This is a genomic window from Lysinibacillus sphaericus (assembly GCF_002982115.1).
Taxonomy (GTDB): domain Bacteria; phylum Bacillota; class Bacilli; order Bacillales_A; family Planococcaceae; genus Lysinibacillus; species Lysinibacillus sphaericus.
The window spans coordinates 2,188,183-2,204,161 of sequence record NZ_CP019980.1 but is presented as its reverse complement, the minus strand read 5'-3'; the positions used below and the strand labels follow the sequence as shown (position 1 = coordinate 2,204,161).

Annotated in this window: 14 protein-coding genes and 2 riboswitches; of the genes, 4 read left to right on the top strand and 10 right to left on the bottom strand. The window is 36.5% G+C overall.

The annotated features are described in order from the left end of the window. Positions 1-33 precede the first annotated feature (33 nt). Positions 34-1,029 (bottom strand): ABC transporter substrate-binding protein, encoded by a 996-nt coding sequence (locus tag LS41612_RS11195; protein WP_024364107.1) that lies wholly within the window; start codon positions 1,027-1,029, stop codon positions 34-36. Between the two features lie 163 nt (positions 1,030-1,192). Continuing rightward, positions 1,193-1,378: riboswitch (cobalamin riboswitch) on the bottom strand. A gap of 178 nt (positions 1,379-1,556) precedes the next feature. Between LS41612_RS11195 and LS41612_RS11190 the strand changes: the two genes are divergently transcribed. Beyond that, entirely contained in the window at positions 1,557-3,494 is a 1,938-nt protein-coding gene (locus LS41612_RS11190) for an elongation factor G (RefSeq protein ID WP_024364106.1), read from the top strand. Between the two features lie 85 nt (positions 3,495-3,579). Here LS41612_RS11190 and LS41612_RS11185 read toward each other — a convergent pair whose 3' ends face one another. The 6 genes from LS41612_RS11185 to LS41612_RS11160 form a co-directional block, all read right to left on the bottom strand. Continuing rightward, positions 3,580-4,353 carry a hypothetical protein gene (locus tag LS41612_RS11185; RefSeq protein WP_024364105.1) on the bottom strand — a complete coding sequence of 258 codons (774 nt, stop codon included), beginning with the start codon at positions 4,351-4,353 and terminating at the stop codon, positions 3,580-3,582. 273 nt (positions 4,354-4,626) lie between these two features. After that, positions 4,627-4,814: riboswitch (cobalamin riboswitch) on the bottom strand. Positions 4,815-4,961: 147 nt separating this feature from the next. Further along, positions 4,962-6,206: a methyl-accepting chemotaxis protein gene (locus LS41612_RS11180; protein WP_024364104.1), complete on the bottom strand. Its 1,245-nt coding sequence runs from the start codon at positions 6,204-6,206 to the stop codon at positions 4,962-4,964. A 443-nt stretch (positions 6,207-6,649) separates the two neighbouring features. Beyond that, complete coding sequence (gene aspA / locus LS41612_RS11175; protein WP_024364103.1) at positions 6,650-8,068, bottom strand: aspartate ammonia-lyase; 1,419 nt, start codon at positions 8,066-8,068, stop codon at positions 6,650-6,652. Between the two features lie 152 nt (positions 8,069-8,220). Then, a complete protein-coding gene (locus tag LS41612_RS11170) occupies positions 8,221-8,850 on the bottom strand; it encodes an NAD(P)-dependent oxidoreductase (RefSeq protein WP_024364102.1) in 630 nt (209 codons plus the stop codon). A 74-nt stretch (positions 8,851-8,924) separates the two neighbouring features. Continuing rightward, positions 8,925-9,335, bottom strand: a complete 411-nt coding sequence (locus LS41612_RS11165; RefSeq protein WP_024364101.1) for an Rrf2 family transcriptional regulator — start codon at positions 9,333-9,335, stop codon at positions 8,925-8,927. Positions 9,336-9,459: 124 nt separating this feature from the next. Further along, positions 9,460-9,666 (bottom strand): hypothetical protein, encoded by a 207-nt coding sequence (locus LS41612_RS11160; protein ID WP_024364100.1) that lies wholly within the window; start codon positions 9,664-9,666, stop codon positions 9,460-9,462. A 180-nt stretch (positions 9,667-9,846) separates the two neighbouring features. On the opposite strand from LS41612_RS11160, the gene LS41612_RS11155 reads away from it, so the two are divergent. After that, positions 9,847-10,383, top strand: a complete 537-nt coding sequence (locus LS41612_RS11155; protein WP_024364099.1) for a hypothetical protein — start codon at positions 9,847-9,849, stop codon at positions 10,381-10,383. A gap of 37 nt (positions 10,384-10,420) precedes the next feature. On the opposite strand, the gene LS41612_RS11150 is transcribed toward LS41612_RS11155, so the two are convergent. The 3 genes from LS41612_RS11150 to LS41612_RS11140 all read right to left on the bottom strand — a co-directional run bounded on the left by LS41612_RS11150 (position 10,421) and on the right by LS41612_RS11140 (position 12,828). Further along, positions 10,421-10,615 (bottom strand): hypothetical protein, encoded by a 195-nt coding sequence (locus LS41612_RS11150; RefSeq protein WP_024364098.1) that lies wholly within the window; start codon positions 10,613-10,615, stop codon positions 10,421-10,423. A 176-nt stretch (positions 10,616-10,791) separates the two neighbouring features. Beyond that, the gene (locus LS41612_RS11145) at positions 10,792-11,805 is read right to left on the bottom strand and encodes a thymidylate synthase (protein ID WP_172583023.1); all 1,014 of its coding nucleotides are present in this window, start codon (positions 11,803-11,805) and stop codon (positions 10,792-10,794) included. A gap of 99 nt (positions 11,806-11,904) precedes the next feature. Further along, positions 11,905-12,828 (bottom strand): hypothetical protein, encoded by a 924-nt coding sequence (locus LS41612_RS11140; protein WP_024364096.1) that lies wholly within the window; start codon positions 12,826-12,828, stop codon positions 11,905-11,907. A 214-nt stretch (positions 12,829-13,042) separates the two neighbouring features. On the opposite strand from LS41612_RS11140, the gene LS41612_RS11135 reads away from it, so the two are divergent. Beyond that, complete coding sequence (locus LS41612_RS11135; protein WP_024364095.1) at positions 13,043-15,238, top strand: sensor histidine kinase; 2,196 nt, start codon at positions 13,043-13,045, stop codon at positions 15,236-15,238. After that, complete coding sequence (locus LS41612_RS11130) at positions 15,235-15,861, top strand: response regulator transcription factor (protein ID WP_024364094.1); 627 nt, start codon at positions 15,235-15,237, stop codon at positions 15,859-15,861. Before LS41612_RS11135 ends, LS41612_RS11130 begins: the two co-directional genes overlap by 4 nt. Positions 15,862-15,979: the final 118 nt, after the last annotated feature.

Here is a 15,979-nt window from a genome sequence, read left to right as displayed (position 1 = left end):
AAAAGATAACATCTAGCTAGCTCTCTGAAGTTATTAAAAATTTTCCGGATAGAATCCTTTAGCCAAAATGTTGATAGCCTCTGCCGCACGAACTCCTTCTGAAGCAGCTGAAAGTGGTAATATGACAAAACGCTCATTGTGCACAGCATCTGTTTCCTTTAATGCAGGATCATTTTTCAGGAAATGTATTTTGTCTTCAGCACTTTGAGAACCATAATCAATCACGACAATTACTTCCGGATTGCGTTCTACTGTTTCTTCTTTTGAGACAGTTGTCCATCCAGATTCAACTTCACCAAAAATGTTTTTACCGCCAGCGACAGTGACAAGCTCATTCATAAAATTTTGAGCAGCAGTAAAGACTTCCTTATCTCCACTATCATAGACAAGCACACGTAGCTCCTTTTCCCCTTGCGGTAACTTTGCACGTACTGCATCAACTTCTTTTGTCATTTGATCGACTAATGCTTCTCCTCGATCTTCAACACGGAAAATTTTTGCGATATTGCGAATATCCATAAAAATATCATCTAGCGTTGGTTTCGTTATACTTGAAGATTGATGTAAATATGTGTGGATACCAAGTGTCTCTAATTCTTCTGGTGTACCAACACCCTTTTCACTAAAGCCACTTTTCCATCCAGCGTATAAAAAATCGGCTTCACTATCTATCACTTGTTCTTTTGTTGGATACTGCTCTGCTATTACTGGTACTTTTTCGTAGGCAGCTTGTAAAGGTTCATAAATTTTATCATCCAAATAGGCTGTACCAACCATTGAATCTTCTAAGCCTAAAGCTAACATAATTTCCGTTACATGCTGATTTAAACTAATCGCCTTTTTAGGTGCTTCTGTATAAACTTGTGTAGTACCATTATTGTCAATGGTTACTTCTGTCGTCTCGCTTTGAGCAGGCTCGATATGCTCACTTTGTGCAGCACTTTGCGAATTGTCTTTCGCACTACAAGCGCCTAAAATGCTTATAATCGCAATGGCAACAACTAGCCACATGCCTTTCCATTTGTTCATGGTTCCATTTCTCCTTTAGTTATGTATTTGGATTTTTATAGGAAGAAATCAATGATTTCCTTGCTACTAGCACATAAAAAAAACCCCTTGTTTCCAAGAGGGTGTCATAGTGATAAATACATTGGGTATTTAAACAATCACTATCACCATCCTCGTGGTGTTAAGTAAAAAATACATATTGGCAGGTATCCTGGCTTAGGTTCATCGCTTATACGTCTTCCCATAGTTCAACTACAGTGACTATTGTATAAACTCCCCATTTACAGTTGCGGGACAGCATCGGAATTTCACCGATTTCCCTTTTAAGCAAATGACTAAAGCCATTTGCACCAATATATAGCAGTTTTTAGTTATAAAAATAGACTAGCAGAAGGTATTTTTGATTTCAATCACACAAAAAAATCCATAAATGATACTTGTTAATAAACTATCACTATTTAAACACGAATGCGAACTATTTGTCACGAAATGTTTGAGCGATCATTCTGGTACAATGAGAAGAGACTACATTAGAAATGAGGATTTTTATGTATAAAACGATTGGTGTGCTCGCACATGTCGATGCAGGAAAAACAACTTTTTGTGAGCAATTATTATTCCACACAAATAGTATCCAATCTCGTGGAAGAGTCGATCATCAAGATACATTTTTAGATAATCATGCAATTGAACAAGCCCGAGGAATTACCATTTTTGCGGAACAAGGACGGATGCAAATAGAAAATGATACATATACGCTGATTGACACACCCGGGCATGTAGACTTTTCACCTGAGATGGAGCGTGCTATACGTGTAATGGATTATGCCATCATTATTGTCAGTGCAGTAGAGGGTGTACAAGGTCATACAGAAACGGTTTGGCAATTGCTCCGTCAATACCATATACCAACCTTTTTCTTTATAAATAAAATCGACCGCGAAGGGGCAGATATCAATGCGGTGATGAACCAATTACAAAAAGACTGTTCCGACAACATCCTGTTAATCGATGCCCCATTACGCAAAGATTTTATACAAAGCTATATTGCAGAGTGGCTAGCCGAGCGTGATGAACAACTACTCGAGGCCTTTTTAACAGATACACTCGATGCCTCAACGTGCCTGTCACAATTACAAAAGATGATTAACGAAGAGCGAGCATTTCCCTGCTTTGTTGGTGCTGCTTTAAAAGATATTGGGATCAAGGAATTTGTATCACAACTTCCTCTCCTGACAGAGACACACTTCGACCATGAAGCACCCTTTCAAGGGGAAGTATTTAAAATTCGCCATGATGGCACACAACGCTTAACTTTTATAAAAGCTTTACAAGGAACATTGCATACTCGTGATGACTTTGCATTTGGCGATGTTACCGAAAAAATAACTGAAATTAGGCTGTATAATGGGCGTCGTTTTCAGACAGCCCAAGCCGTACAAGCAGGAGACATTTTTGCAGTGAAAGGGCTTAGCATGGCGAAGATAGGAGACATTTTAGGAAGTACACTACTCCCAAAACCTTATGAACTTGTGCCTACATTACAAGCAAAAGTACTGTATGAAGGGCAACAGCATATAAAGGAAATTTTACAGATTTTTCGTTTACTAGAAGCCGAGGAGCCATCGTTACGAGTCGTTTGGCAAGAAAAATTCCAAGAAATTCATGTACATATTATGGGTGTCATACAACTTGAAGTACTTGCTGAAGTATTAAAAAATCGCTTTTCACTTGTTATTACCTTTGATAAACCTCAAATTTTGTATATGGAAACTATTGCAACGACTGTAACAGGCTACGGACATTTCGAACCGCTCAAGCATTATGCCGAGGTACACTTATTCATGGAGCCGAACATCCGCGGAACTGGGAATACGTTTGTTAATGCCTGTCATGCTGATGATTTATCAGTAGGTCACCAACGCCTTATCGAAAAACATTTATTTGAACGCGAGCATCACGGTTTATTAACTGGTTCTCCTGTTACTGATATTCGCTTTACACTGTTGACAGGACGAGCTCATATCAAGCATACCGAAGGAGGAGATTTTCGGGAAGCTACTTTCCGTGCATTAAGACAAGGGCTAGAACAAGCCGAAAATATCTTACTTGAGCCCTATTACCGCTTCAAAATGAAAGCGTCCAATGATTTTATCGGCCGAATGATGAACGATATTCAACAAGCAGACGGTACTTTTGACTCACCGATCTTGTCAGAGGAGCAAGTCATTTTAACAGGACGTGTACCAGTTGCAACATTTATGCACTATAGTACTACTTTTGCTACTTACACAAACGGCAAAGGCTCTTTATCTTTACAATTCGATGGCTATGATATATGTCATAATAGCGAGGCAATAATCGCACAAATCAATTATAATAAACAGACTGATCCTGACTATACGTCGTCAAGTATTTTTTGTGCAAAAGGAAAAGGCTATGCAGTTCCATGGTATGAGGCAAAAGCAGCCATGCATTGTCTATAAAATAAAAAGGCATCGAAATTTCTCGATGCCTTTCAGAAAAAAATCGAATATTGCATAGTATGCATATCGATACAGATATAAAAATTTACAACGCTTTTTTCGTTTTCCTTTTCAAAGAATTCGCTGACTCCACAATCACATACCCATGATGATTTGAGAAATCCACAAGAACCGACCCAGGTTTACTTTTTAAAATCTGTAATTGCTCAATGCGTTGCAGCAACAATTGATGACCATTACCACGCGGATGCCAATTTAAATGATAATCATTTAATTCTTTTACACTTTGTAAAAACTGAGCATATTCACGCTCAACATAGTCTATTAAATGTTGTATTTTACTATAATCTTGATTTTCTTGAATTAATATCGATAAGTCTTGCAAATACGTCTGATAAAAACGCATTACCATCGAACATAGTAAATCATTGACTCTTGCAGCACTTAAAATAGGTTTTGGCTCTACATTCAGGCGATCCAGATTGGGTTTAGCTCGAATTGAATCGATGCGTGTAATTAAATGATAGGCCTCCTCATTTACTTCATAAACAATCGGATTGGTCGGCATATACATCATAAAACCATTCTTTTTTGTTTTCAATTCATCAGCCACACTTGCTTTTGCAAATAGGTATCCTTCATAGACATCATTTTGAATCCAAATAATGTCTTTATTATAAAAAATGCAGTCAAACAATCGATCGTGCGGAATAAGCCCTGTGGCTAAAAACTGATCAACTAGCGCCTCAATGACCATTCTCGTTTTTCGTTGCTTGGCAACTTCCATGCGCGGTTGCTTACAAATCTTCATATCAACATTTTTCTTTTCTCGTGTTGAACATACCTGAATTTTTGTCATACTTGCACCTCTTCTCGTACATATTTTCAAAACAAAGGTATCGATTACATAAAAAATACGGATTTCCTAAAAATGTAGAGGAAATCCGTGATTATGGCTATCGTTACTTAAAAAATATCATTCATCCGATAACATCAAACAGTGCACCAATGGAAGCGATTTGGCTTGATGCCGTATCCCTTTACATCCTTTGGTGTTGGTCGTTTGACGTACTGTGACGAACAGATTATTCTGTTTTGTCAACATGCCACCTCCTATTCCTCGTAGGTTTATGGTGTGTACTCGTAACAGGCAGGTCTCCTGACTTATGGTCATCGCTTCTTTTCACCTTCCCGTCGTTTGACAGTGGTCATAATTTGAAAAGACGCTCACATTCACAGTTGCGGGACAGCGTCGGATTTGCACCGACTTCCCTTTTAAGTAAATTGCATGCAATTTACACCTCTTACTACACGCTATTCAGTTGTTAAGGAATTTATTGGAAAATCCCTACTAAACTATTACATTATATTGTAAAGTAGTGGTATTTTAAAGTCAAACAGCAGCCTAAATGTATGTGCACTTGCTAAAATGACTATCTATCACCTAAATAACTATCCGTTGTTAATTTATACATGAATTTGATTTGTAATCTTTTGTAAATCATCAGCCTGTATCGTTAATTCCTGTGAAACTTGATTGACTGCTTGCATGGAAGCCGTTTGCTCATCCATTGACTGTAGCACAGCTTCTGTATAGCTGGACAATTGATCCATACCCCCTGCAATTGTTGACACGAGATTAGCTACCTCATTTGCACGATTTGACAAGTAATTTACAGTTGTCGAAATGCCTTCGAGTTGGTCAGTCATTTGGCTCACGTGCTGCGAAATATTGCCAAAAGATTTTGTTGCTTCATCAATGACATAGACCCCCTGTTGAACATTTTTCAAGTCTTCTTCCACAGCCACAGCAACTTGTTTCGTATCATTTTCAATACCTACTACAAGGTCCACAATTTGAATAGCAGAATGCTTGGATTGCTCTGCTAAATGACGAACTTCTTCCGCAACGACCGCAAAACCTTTCCCATGTTCTCCAGCACGTGCCGCTTCAATCGCAGCATTTAGAGCAAGTAAATTCGTTTGATCTGTAATCGTTGTAATCATTTCTGTCATTTTTTTAATATCTGTCATTTTATTTGATAAGTGTTTTATTAAGGTACTCGTTTTATCTGTTGACGATGAAATAAACTCCATCTGGTTTTTCGCAACATGCAAAATTTCTGCACCATTTCCTGCGATATCATTCGCTTCTTTCGCGTGGTTGAAAACATCCTGTGTGGCAATCGAAATACGCTCAATGCCATCTACTGTTTCCTGCATTGCAACAGCACTATTGTTTGCCGATTGTGCGGCTTGTTTAAGGCCATTTGACGTTTTTTCCATTTGATGGTCAACTTCTTCCACAGCCATTGTAATTTCATTTGTACTTGCAGACAACTCTTCGATACTGGCAGATAAATCTGTCGAACTGTTGGCAATTGTTAGTGTCATCGTACGCAATTGCTCTTTCATCTCTATAAAAGCTTTTGCTAATTCTGAAATCTCACTATTGTCTTGTACAGTAATGACATCAGAGTCAAAGTTCCCTACTGAAATTGCTTTCGCAGCATTAGATAATTGGTTAATAGGTTGAATCACTTTATATTTAACATAGAAGATATAGGATAAAGTAATGGAGATACCAATAATCGTTAATATTGTAGATAGCCATGCTAATGCTGTTAAATTAGCAAGATCTATAATTAATACTACAATCATTATTAAATTTAATAATGAAAACCCAAAAATACTTTTTTTTCGTAAAGTCATACCAAAATCCCCTAACTATAATATTACTATAATACCATTATTATAGTTTATTTATCCTAAGATTGATAGAAATACGCCCATCTTTTATATGTATATTGGTATACTAAAAAAAGATAAAGGTTAGGACAAAACTAAAATAATTTAAGGAACAGAGGAAAGGTGTTCATAAATTTTTCTATATGGAGAACTTAGCTATTCTTGCTTTTACAATAAATAAAAAATTAGAAGAGTTCACTAGTTGTTAATAGCGGAGGCGGTGACTTCTGCTCAGAACGCACACAGCGTAAGACGCGGGCATTTCCGCGCGTTAGCGAGGGTTGCGGCTTACGTGTGTGCCCGCGCAAAGCACCGCCGAAGCGAACAACATCGGCGCAACAAAAAGGTGTTAGATTGACTGCCATCAATCTAACACCTTTTCTCTTTTGTCCCAGCCTCTTTAGAAATTATTTTAATTTCATCATACTAGAACCAGCGATACCTGGATGTGTCATTTCATATGGATCTAAAATTAAATCCAATTGCTCTTTTGTTAAGACACCTGCTTCAATACAAAGTTCACGAATTGAACGACCTGTAAGAATTGCTTCACGTGCAAGACGAGCAGCTACTTCATAACCGATATGTGGATTGACTGCTGTTAAGACACCCACACTTTTCTCTACATATTCCTTCATACGTTCTTCATTTGCTTCGATATCTTTTAAACAGTTTTCTGTAAATGCACGGAAAACGTTATTCATTATGCTAATTGATTGAATTAAGTTGAATACAAGCACTGGTTCCATTACGTTTAATTCTAATTGACCCGCTTCAGATGCTAAAGAAATTGTATGGTCATTCCCAATTACTTGGAATGCAACTTGGTTTAGCACTTCTGGCATTACAGGATTTACTTTACCAGGCATAATAGATGAACCAGGTTGACGTGCTGGTAAAATAATTTCTCCTAAACCTGCACGAGGACCAGATGCCATTAAACGAAGGTCATTCGCAATTTTAGACATATTAATCATACAAATTTTTAGTGCCCCTGACACTTCCGTATAAGCGTCTGTATTTTGCGTAGCGTCTACCAAATGTGTAGCACCTTTTAATGGTAAGCCAGAAATTTCAGCTAGATGTTGGTCTACAGATTTAATATAGTCTGGGAAAGCGTTAAGCCCAGTACCGACAGCTGTTGCCCCCATATTGACATCATATAAGTTTGGACGTGTTTGACGGATACGAACAATATCACGGTTAATTACGCGACAATAAGCTTCAAACTCTTGTCCTAAGCGAATTGGTACAGCATCTTGTAAGTGCGTACGTCCCATTTTAATAACATGTGCAAATTGCTCTGCTTTTTGATGGAATACGGCTTGCATATTTTCCATCGTCACCAGAAGCTCATCGATTAAATTTAATACAGCAATATGAATCGCTGTAGGGAAGGCATCGTTTGTTGATTGTGACATATTAACATGACTGTTCGGGCTAATCGTTTGATAGTCCCCTTTTGCTTTACCCAAAATTTCAAGAGCACGGTTCGCAATAACTTCATTCGCATTCATATTAATAGAAGTGCCTGCACCACCTTGGATTGGGTCTACTAGAAATTCAGCATCCCATTTACCATCGATGACTTCTTGTGCAGCCTCGACAATAGCCTCTCCAATTTCTTTTGATAATAGGTGTACTTCCATATTACCTAATGCTGCTGCTTTTTTTACAATACCCATTGCTTTAATTAGGGCTGGGTGAATTTTATAGCCTGTAATTGGGAAGTTTTCTGTTGCACGAAGCGTTTGAATCCCGTAATAAGCATCTGCTGGTAATACTCTTTCACCTAAAAAATCTTTTTCTATACGTTGTGTGGACATTATTGTCGTCTCCTTTGAACTAATACTCACACTGATAGTAGCTAATAAATGCCGTCTTGTAAACAGTCATTTATCAGTAAAATGAAAGTTTTTTTCGTAAACGACGATAAATAGCGAGAAACCGAGCATATTTCATACGCTCGGCAGTAGGATTATTTAGTTGAAGAAACAGTAAAACGTCTATTTAAATAATGTGGATTTTCAATTTCATCTAACACAGCAATCGCATAATCACTATAGCTGATATAACTTTCACCTGAAGCATTCACTAACAAATGATCTATTCCTGTTGTATAGCTACCTGAACGTGGCCCCTCTGGATCAAATAGGGCAGAAGGACTTAAAAATGTCCACGAAATATTTGATGCTTGTAAGTCTTGCAAGTTTTCACCTTGATTTTTTGCAGTTGCCAAAAACATTTCCGGAAAATCAGGCGTCTCCATAACACGAATCGTTTTTTCTGGGTCTACAAATAGGCTGCCTGCTCCCCCCACTACGAATAGTTTTGTGGCAATGCCGTTAAAGGTAGCGATTAAATGACGACCTACAGCAACATGTAATGTTTCTTGTCCAAGTGGTGCACCAAACGCATTCACAACAACATCAAAACCCTTTACATCTTCTTGCGTTAAATCCAATACATCTTTCTCCATCACTTGAATATCCTCTTTTACTTTAGAAGCTGAACGAACAATGGCTGTAACGTTATGACCACGTTGTAATGCTTCCTCCACTATTTTTTGCCCTGCTTTTCCTGTTGCTCCAATAACGCCTATTTTCATTATAAATTCCTCCTACAATTAGTTGTAACTGTTTTAGTTACAGGTTGAATACAGTAAGACCGACCTCGTTACTTTTAACGAAGTTGATCTAGCACATCTTGTAACGTTTGTGCTTGTAACTGTTTTTCCATTGCATGCCAAACATCTAGATAAACCGTTTCCAACGTATGCTGTATTTGTCGGCCGACAGCACATGCAGGATTCGGTTCATCATGTATTGCAAATAGTTGCTCTGGACCGTCAATCGCTCGGTAAATGCTCAACAATGACAAATCCTTTGGTTCAATAACAAGGCCATAACCAGCGATTCCCGACTGAGATGTTAACAAGCCTGCTTTTTTCAATTTCCCAATCATTCGTCGTACGACTACGGGATTCGTATTGACACTACCTGCAATATAATCAGATGTAAGCTGACTTTTATCAGATGTTGTAGCAATGAGCGAAAGTATATGGATAGCGACTGAAAATCGACTATTGACCATACGAATCACCACCTGTTGTAACTATTATAGTTACAGGTTAAGATAATCACAAGTCATTTGCTCATATCTTAACCTGTTCATTATTCAGAAAAGTACACCCACTATCTATCTAAAAACTTTTCATTTATATTTTTGTTACATAAATAACGAGCTCTTGTTGGATTTGACCATTTTCTTCATAGAAATCTAGATTGTGAAATTCATATTTATAATGACCAACGGGGAACGTTACACTTTCTCCTTGAGCCGCAGCTAGTATGCCAGCCACATCATGTGATACCATCTGTAAAAGCTCTGTCCCTGTCATTGTTTCTATAAAAATTACGTTCATCTAAAAACACCTCCTTCGCCATTATAGCTTAGAAGGCGCTTGAATTTATAGTGATGATTTCTTACTACACAAGTTAGAAATCATCATCAAAATATAATCGATAGACGAGTAAAAGTAAAAATCGATATAATTGAATAAAGATTAAATGTGAAAACTTTTATTGACAGGAGGATATTTAGCATGAAAATCAAATTAATATTAATTGTAATATGCTCATTTTCACCATTACTATTATTAGGACTTTTCATTTACGGAAATGCTTATTATAACGACTATCATCTAAAATCATCCGAAACAACAGTGAAAGAATTTTTAGAAGAATTTATCGACAGTAGCATACAAATCATGCATTTTGAACGAATAGAAGAAACAAATATGTGGTTAGTCCAGTTGAAAATAAACGATAGTCAGTATGGTCATGCACGTTTTAATAAAGGGTGGAATGGCAAACTTAAATTTATTTATTTAGCAACAGATCCCTCAGAAACCTATCGACAATATAAAACCAATAAAGGCAACTATGGCACATTGTATGTACACGAATTAGACAGCAATGTTGCCAAAATACAATTGACAAACTTGATGAATTTTGAAAAAGAAGTCGAAGTTGATACTTCTGCACCATTTATGAAAACATTTAAACTACCTCCTGATGCAGAAGATACGTTTCCTGCCATATTTACTTTTTATGATAAAACCGGACAAGAGTTAAGGTAATTAGCGTTGTCTTTATTTATCGAAGGCGCTTACATTTTTATTTAGTACCATTCACACGGATTTCCTCAATAATTTGCATCATTTTTACTAATTGTTCTTGTGTTAATGTAGTGGTAATAGCTGGACTATCCTGTTGAGGCTGCTGATTTTTTGGGAACGAGGACTCCCCATTTTCGCGCAATCGAAGAATCTTTGCTTTTGTTGTCGTTTGTAGCACTATTCTTTCTCTCAACCTAGCCACCCCTAAAGCTTTTATTAGAAAATATACCTTATAATACCATAAATACTATAATAGAAGGCCCCCTATCGAAACATCCACCAACTTGCCTATTTATCAAAATAGATTATTTGGACCTAGTCCACGCCATCAAAAAAGCAGCAACCAAAATGGCTGCTGCTTACTTTTGACTAAACCGCAATCGGTGCTTTAATTGCTGGATGTGGATTATAGCCCTCGATGGATAGATCCTCAAGTTCTATGTCAAAAATCGACGTTTTATTCGGATTTATTTTCAAGGTTGGTAGTTCCCGCGGCTCACGTGAAAGCTGTTCTTTCACTTGCTCCACATGATTTGCATAAATATGTGCATCGCCAATACTATGAATAAATTCGCCGACTTCAAGCCCACATTCATGCGCAATTAAATGTGTTAATAATGCATAAGAGGCAATATTGAATGGACAGCCAAGCAATGTATCTAGACTACGTTGCATTAATTGGCAGCTTAATTTGCCCTCTGCCACATAAAATTGAAACATAACATGGCAAGGTGGTAAAGCCGCTTTGCTTCCTTTTGCCCCTGCATTAATGACATCTTCAGGGTTCCATGCATTGACAATAATACGACGTGAGTCTGGATTATGCTTAATTTGATGAATAACATCTTGTAGTTGATCAAGACTTTCCCCGTTTGACGTTGTCCAATTGCGCCATTGCTTGCCGTAGACATTCCCAAGATCGCCGTACTTTCTTGCAAAATCATCATCCGTTAAAATACGGTCGCAAAATGATGCCAGCTCAGCTTGGTAAACAACATTAAACGCTTCGTCCGTTAAGCATCGACGACCAAAATCCGTCATATCAGGTCCATTATATTCATCGGATTCAATCCATTTTTTAAACGCCCACTCATCCCATATATGGTTATTATGTTGTAATAAGTAGCGGATATTTGTATCTCCTTTAATAAACCAAAGAAGCTCACTAGCTACAAGTTTAAATGGTACGCGTTTAGTTGTTAAAAGCGGAAAGCCTTGACTTAAGTCAAAACGCATTTGATGGCCAAAGATGCTATACGTACCTGTCCCCGTACGGTCCTCTTTTTTTATCCCATTTTCTAATATATGTTGTAGTAAATTTAAATACGCAGTCTCTGGATGCGTCAATTTGTCACCAGCTCCTTCAAATATGCTGTTGACCATTATACCATCTTATATTGAGGAGTGAACGTCGAATTACAAAAACAAACTACTTTCCAACAGCTACATCGCATTTTATTGTATTAATTACAAACAGGGATACTATTCTAAGTGTGAATCCATTTTATTATGTTGTAATTCTTTTGCAATTTCATTTTCAGTCGGAACAAAAAACATCGGCAACAATATAATTGTAAAAAGAATTGGCCCAATAATAAACAACAAATCAATGCCAGGACTAAAGTAAAGGCCAAATGCTGTTAGCAGACCAGACATCACTAAATATATAATTTGCACAATAACAATAAATAAAGGAATGATTTGGTACATATAATTTAGTTTTCTAAATTGATGCATTTCTTCAGGGTGCTGAATGATTCGTTTTTTCAAACGTCTGGATAATAGTAAACACGCAAAAATTTGAACAATAATAAAACTAAAATACATAACACTGCGTAACAACATTTGACGCTTAGCGATCGCCCCATCAAAATGGGCAACTCGTTGTTGCAACAATTCGTTAACAGCCCCATTGTAGACATATTCACTTTCACTCAAAAAAGTCAGTGGCTGAACAAATCCTAGTGACGCCCATTCTTTTGCGTTTACTTGCCAATTCATTAATTTACTCGCCATAATGCGCAATTGAATTGCTTCATCTTCACGAAACATGCCTACTAAAGTGCGATATGGTATAGATAACTTCAAATGACCATCTTGTTTTTCTTGAAATAAATCCTCGATAAAAAAAGTATACGCTACATTCGAATGATTTGTTTCAACATGACCCCCTTGCACTTTCCAATGACTAGCTAAGGAAGCTTCGATATCATTTTGCATTTCAAAATAAGGCGTATCATTATGTAACTGTTTTGGAATCTTATAGACAAAATGATTGTCGCTTCCAATGATACAAATATCTACTTCTATTGCATCTTTATTAAAAGTTTGAGCAAATGTCGTTTTGGGATACGCCACTATGGCGACTAGGAAAATTAGGATGAGTGACAGCACACTCCATTTCACACAGTGCTCCCCCTTTCCGTCACTTAGGCTAGATTCACATTATCACAGCTTATACCGAAAAGACTATTTCGTTATTCCGAAAAAATGTTAGTGGTTTTCCGAAACACTTTATTTCGGTATTCCAAAAAAATTAAAAATTATGGATAATATAGTAGATACTTCATGATGAAACGGAGCACTATACTATGATTATAATATTTAAAGAGCGTCTTTTATGAGCAAATTAACTTTTAGTATTTTTTTAACATATTTACTTCTTGGCATTTATGTTCTGGTTGTTGCCATTCGTGGTCCTTATATTAATATTTTAGTCGATACATCGAATACACTACCTGTTATTATTCATCCTTATTACTCAGAATGGGCTCAACAAAAAAAGATTGAGCAAGGTGATATGATCCTATCAATCGATCAAAAGCCCGCTAAAGGTTTTGGCACTTCTCAAGCAGATATTTATATTACAACGGCGAAAGAGCTAACACTACTAAAACCAGATGGTACTGTTCAAACAGTCCAAATTAAACATAGGGATTTACCTGAAGAGTTATATTTACATATTGTTTTTCCGATGTTTTATTTCATCCTTTGTTTAAGTGTTGCCATCTATTTATGGAAGCGAAATAACCATACTTTAATTACGAAATTACTAATGCTATTTTTATTAACCTGCTCTTTAGCTTATACAAGTGTAGGGGCTTCAAGTAGAGGAAACATCATTGGCATGATTGTAAACGGTATTTGTTTAGTTTTGTGCTTAGTGCTTATCATTCATTTCCTACAACAATATTATCGTTTTTTACACATAAAATGGAAGTATATAGATGTAAAGTGGCTCTATTTGCTCCCGTTTGTTATTGTATGTTGCTTTATCATTGAAATGCTATTTCCACAATTTAGGGTTATTACCCCGATTGTAACGCTCAGTCTATTTGCGGTATTGGTACTCTATGCAATCTATATATTATTAACGAGCTATTTACAAACCCGATTAGCTAAAATACGCTTAATCGCTATTTCTTGTATCGTCCCATTTTTGCCATTTCTATTGTTGTTTGTTGTACCCGAAATTTTAGGGTATAACGCGATAATACGACCTGAAATTAGTGTTTTATTTATTTTGTTTATACCTTTTTCCTTTATTTTTATTCAAGTGAACGAACGCTTATTTGATATTGAATACCAATTATCTCGTTTTCGCTATTATTCATCACTCGCTTTTTTCAGTTCATTTATTTTATCGTCTTTATTAGCCATCCTATTTTTGGACTATCTTTCAATTGAATTGATGATTATTGTCTTTCTTATTATTTTTATTGGTTTTATAGCCAGTTTTTATGTCAAAGAGCAACTTGACTTTAAACATCGAAAAATTATATTTTCATCATCTGGTGATTATGTCCATAATTTATATGCAGCCGTTAAACGTATTAGTAAAGCTAAAAGCCAACAGGAATTACTTTCAAGTCTCAAATATGAAATTACCGAAAAACTCGGGACAACTGCATTTACGCTTGAAACAATCATGGATGATGTCCCATTTTCTCGTGGTGAAATTCAAGTAGAGAGCCAACTGACACAACTTCTGATCCATGATACAGTAGATGAAAAGATTCTTATACGAATTAGACACACTTTACAAAAAGAAGAACTTCTATGGTTGGAGTTACTAGCATTATACGTCTCTATGTTTATAGATAATTTAAAACTAATTGAAGATTTAGTACGAGATATTCAGCACATGAAAGACACCCATAACACCCAACTTCCTTGGCTTGATAAATTATTATGGAATATTATTGAGAAAGAAAAGAGTATTTTAGCACAGGAATTACATGACACTATTTTACAGGAGCAATTACATTTAGCGAGAGAATTAGATGTTATCGCTAGCTCTCCGATTATTGAGGAAAAGAAAGTATTAGATATTCGGGAACAACTGTTAAATGCCTCGAAAGATTTACGGGAGTATTGCGAAAATCTGAGCCCTCCTTTACTTGATACTTTTGGTTTAGAAATGGCATTGAAAAAACTCGTACAAAAAGTGAAAATACGTGCAAACTTTCTATTAAATACACAAATCGATCGAGTTCAGTTCCAAGATCCAACCTTACATTTAGTTGTCTATCGTCTAGTTCAAGAAATGCTAAATAACGCTATTAAACATGCCGATGCATCTAAAGTTTCACTTAAACTACTTGCTATAAACCACGGTTTTGTTCTCCAATATGACGATAATGGTATCGGCTGTGATATTGAAGATTTAATGCAATCCTCCGCTTCTATGGGCATTAACGGCATTCGAGAACGTGTTCGAGCCTTTAACGGAGATATGACCATTACCTCCAAACCCAATGATGGCATGCATATTTATATTCAAATTCAAGAGGAATGTGAGGAACCCTACAAATGATTGAAATATTGATAATAGATGATCATCCTGTCGTTTTAGACGGAACAAAAACATTATTACAAGATCTAGAAAATGTCCATATTGAAACAGAACAAGAAAGTGCCAATGTACTGGCTAGAATGGAATCACACCCCTTTCAGCTCTATTTAATTGATATTAATATGAAACCGTTAAACGGCATTCAACTAGCTGAAATGATTAAGAAACAACAGCCTGAAGCGCTAATTATTCTTTATACAGGCTACGAATTATCCGATTATTACGAGCTTCTTGTAGAAAAAAAAGTAGATGGGCTTTTATCGAAGCTCGCTACAAAAGAACAGGTAATTCAAACAATCCAAGCCACTTTGCGAGGGGAAATTTTATTATCAGCAGATTTTTTAGACTTTGTCCAACAGCACTCGAATCGTTCCAATGCTAAGCAGGAAGTATTACTAAGTCATAAAGAACAGGAAATTTTGCAGCTGGTTGCACAAGGATGTACCAATAAAGCCATTGCCTCTGCAATAGGCGTTACCCAGCGTACAGTGGAAAATTATTTATCAAAACTTTTTGTCAGATTACATGTGGAATCACGTGCTGAAGCAGTCATTGTTGCCAAAGAAAAAGCATGGATTGACTAATTGAGCGGTGACAGTCACTCGGATTTTCCCAATAACTTCTACATGTCGTTTATAAAGTTATATCGAAAATCAAATAAATGGTAATATAAAACGATTTTTAGTGTTTTTTTAGTATACG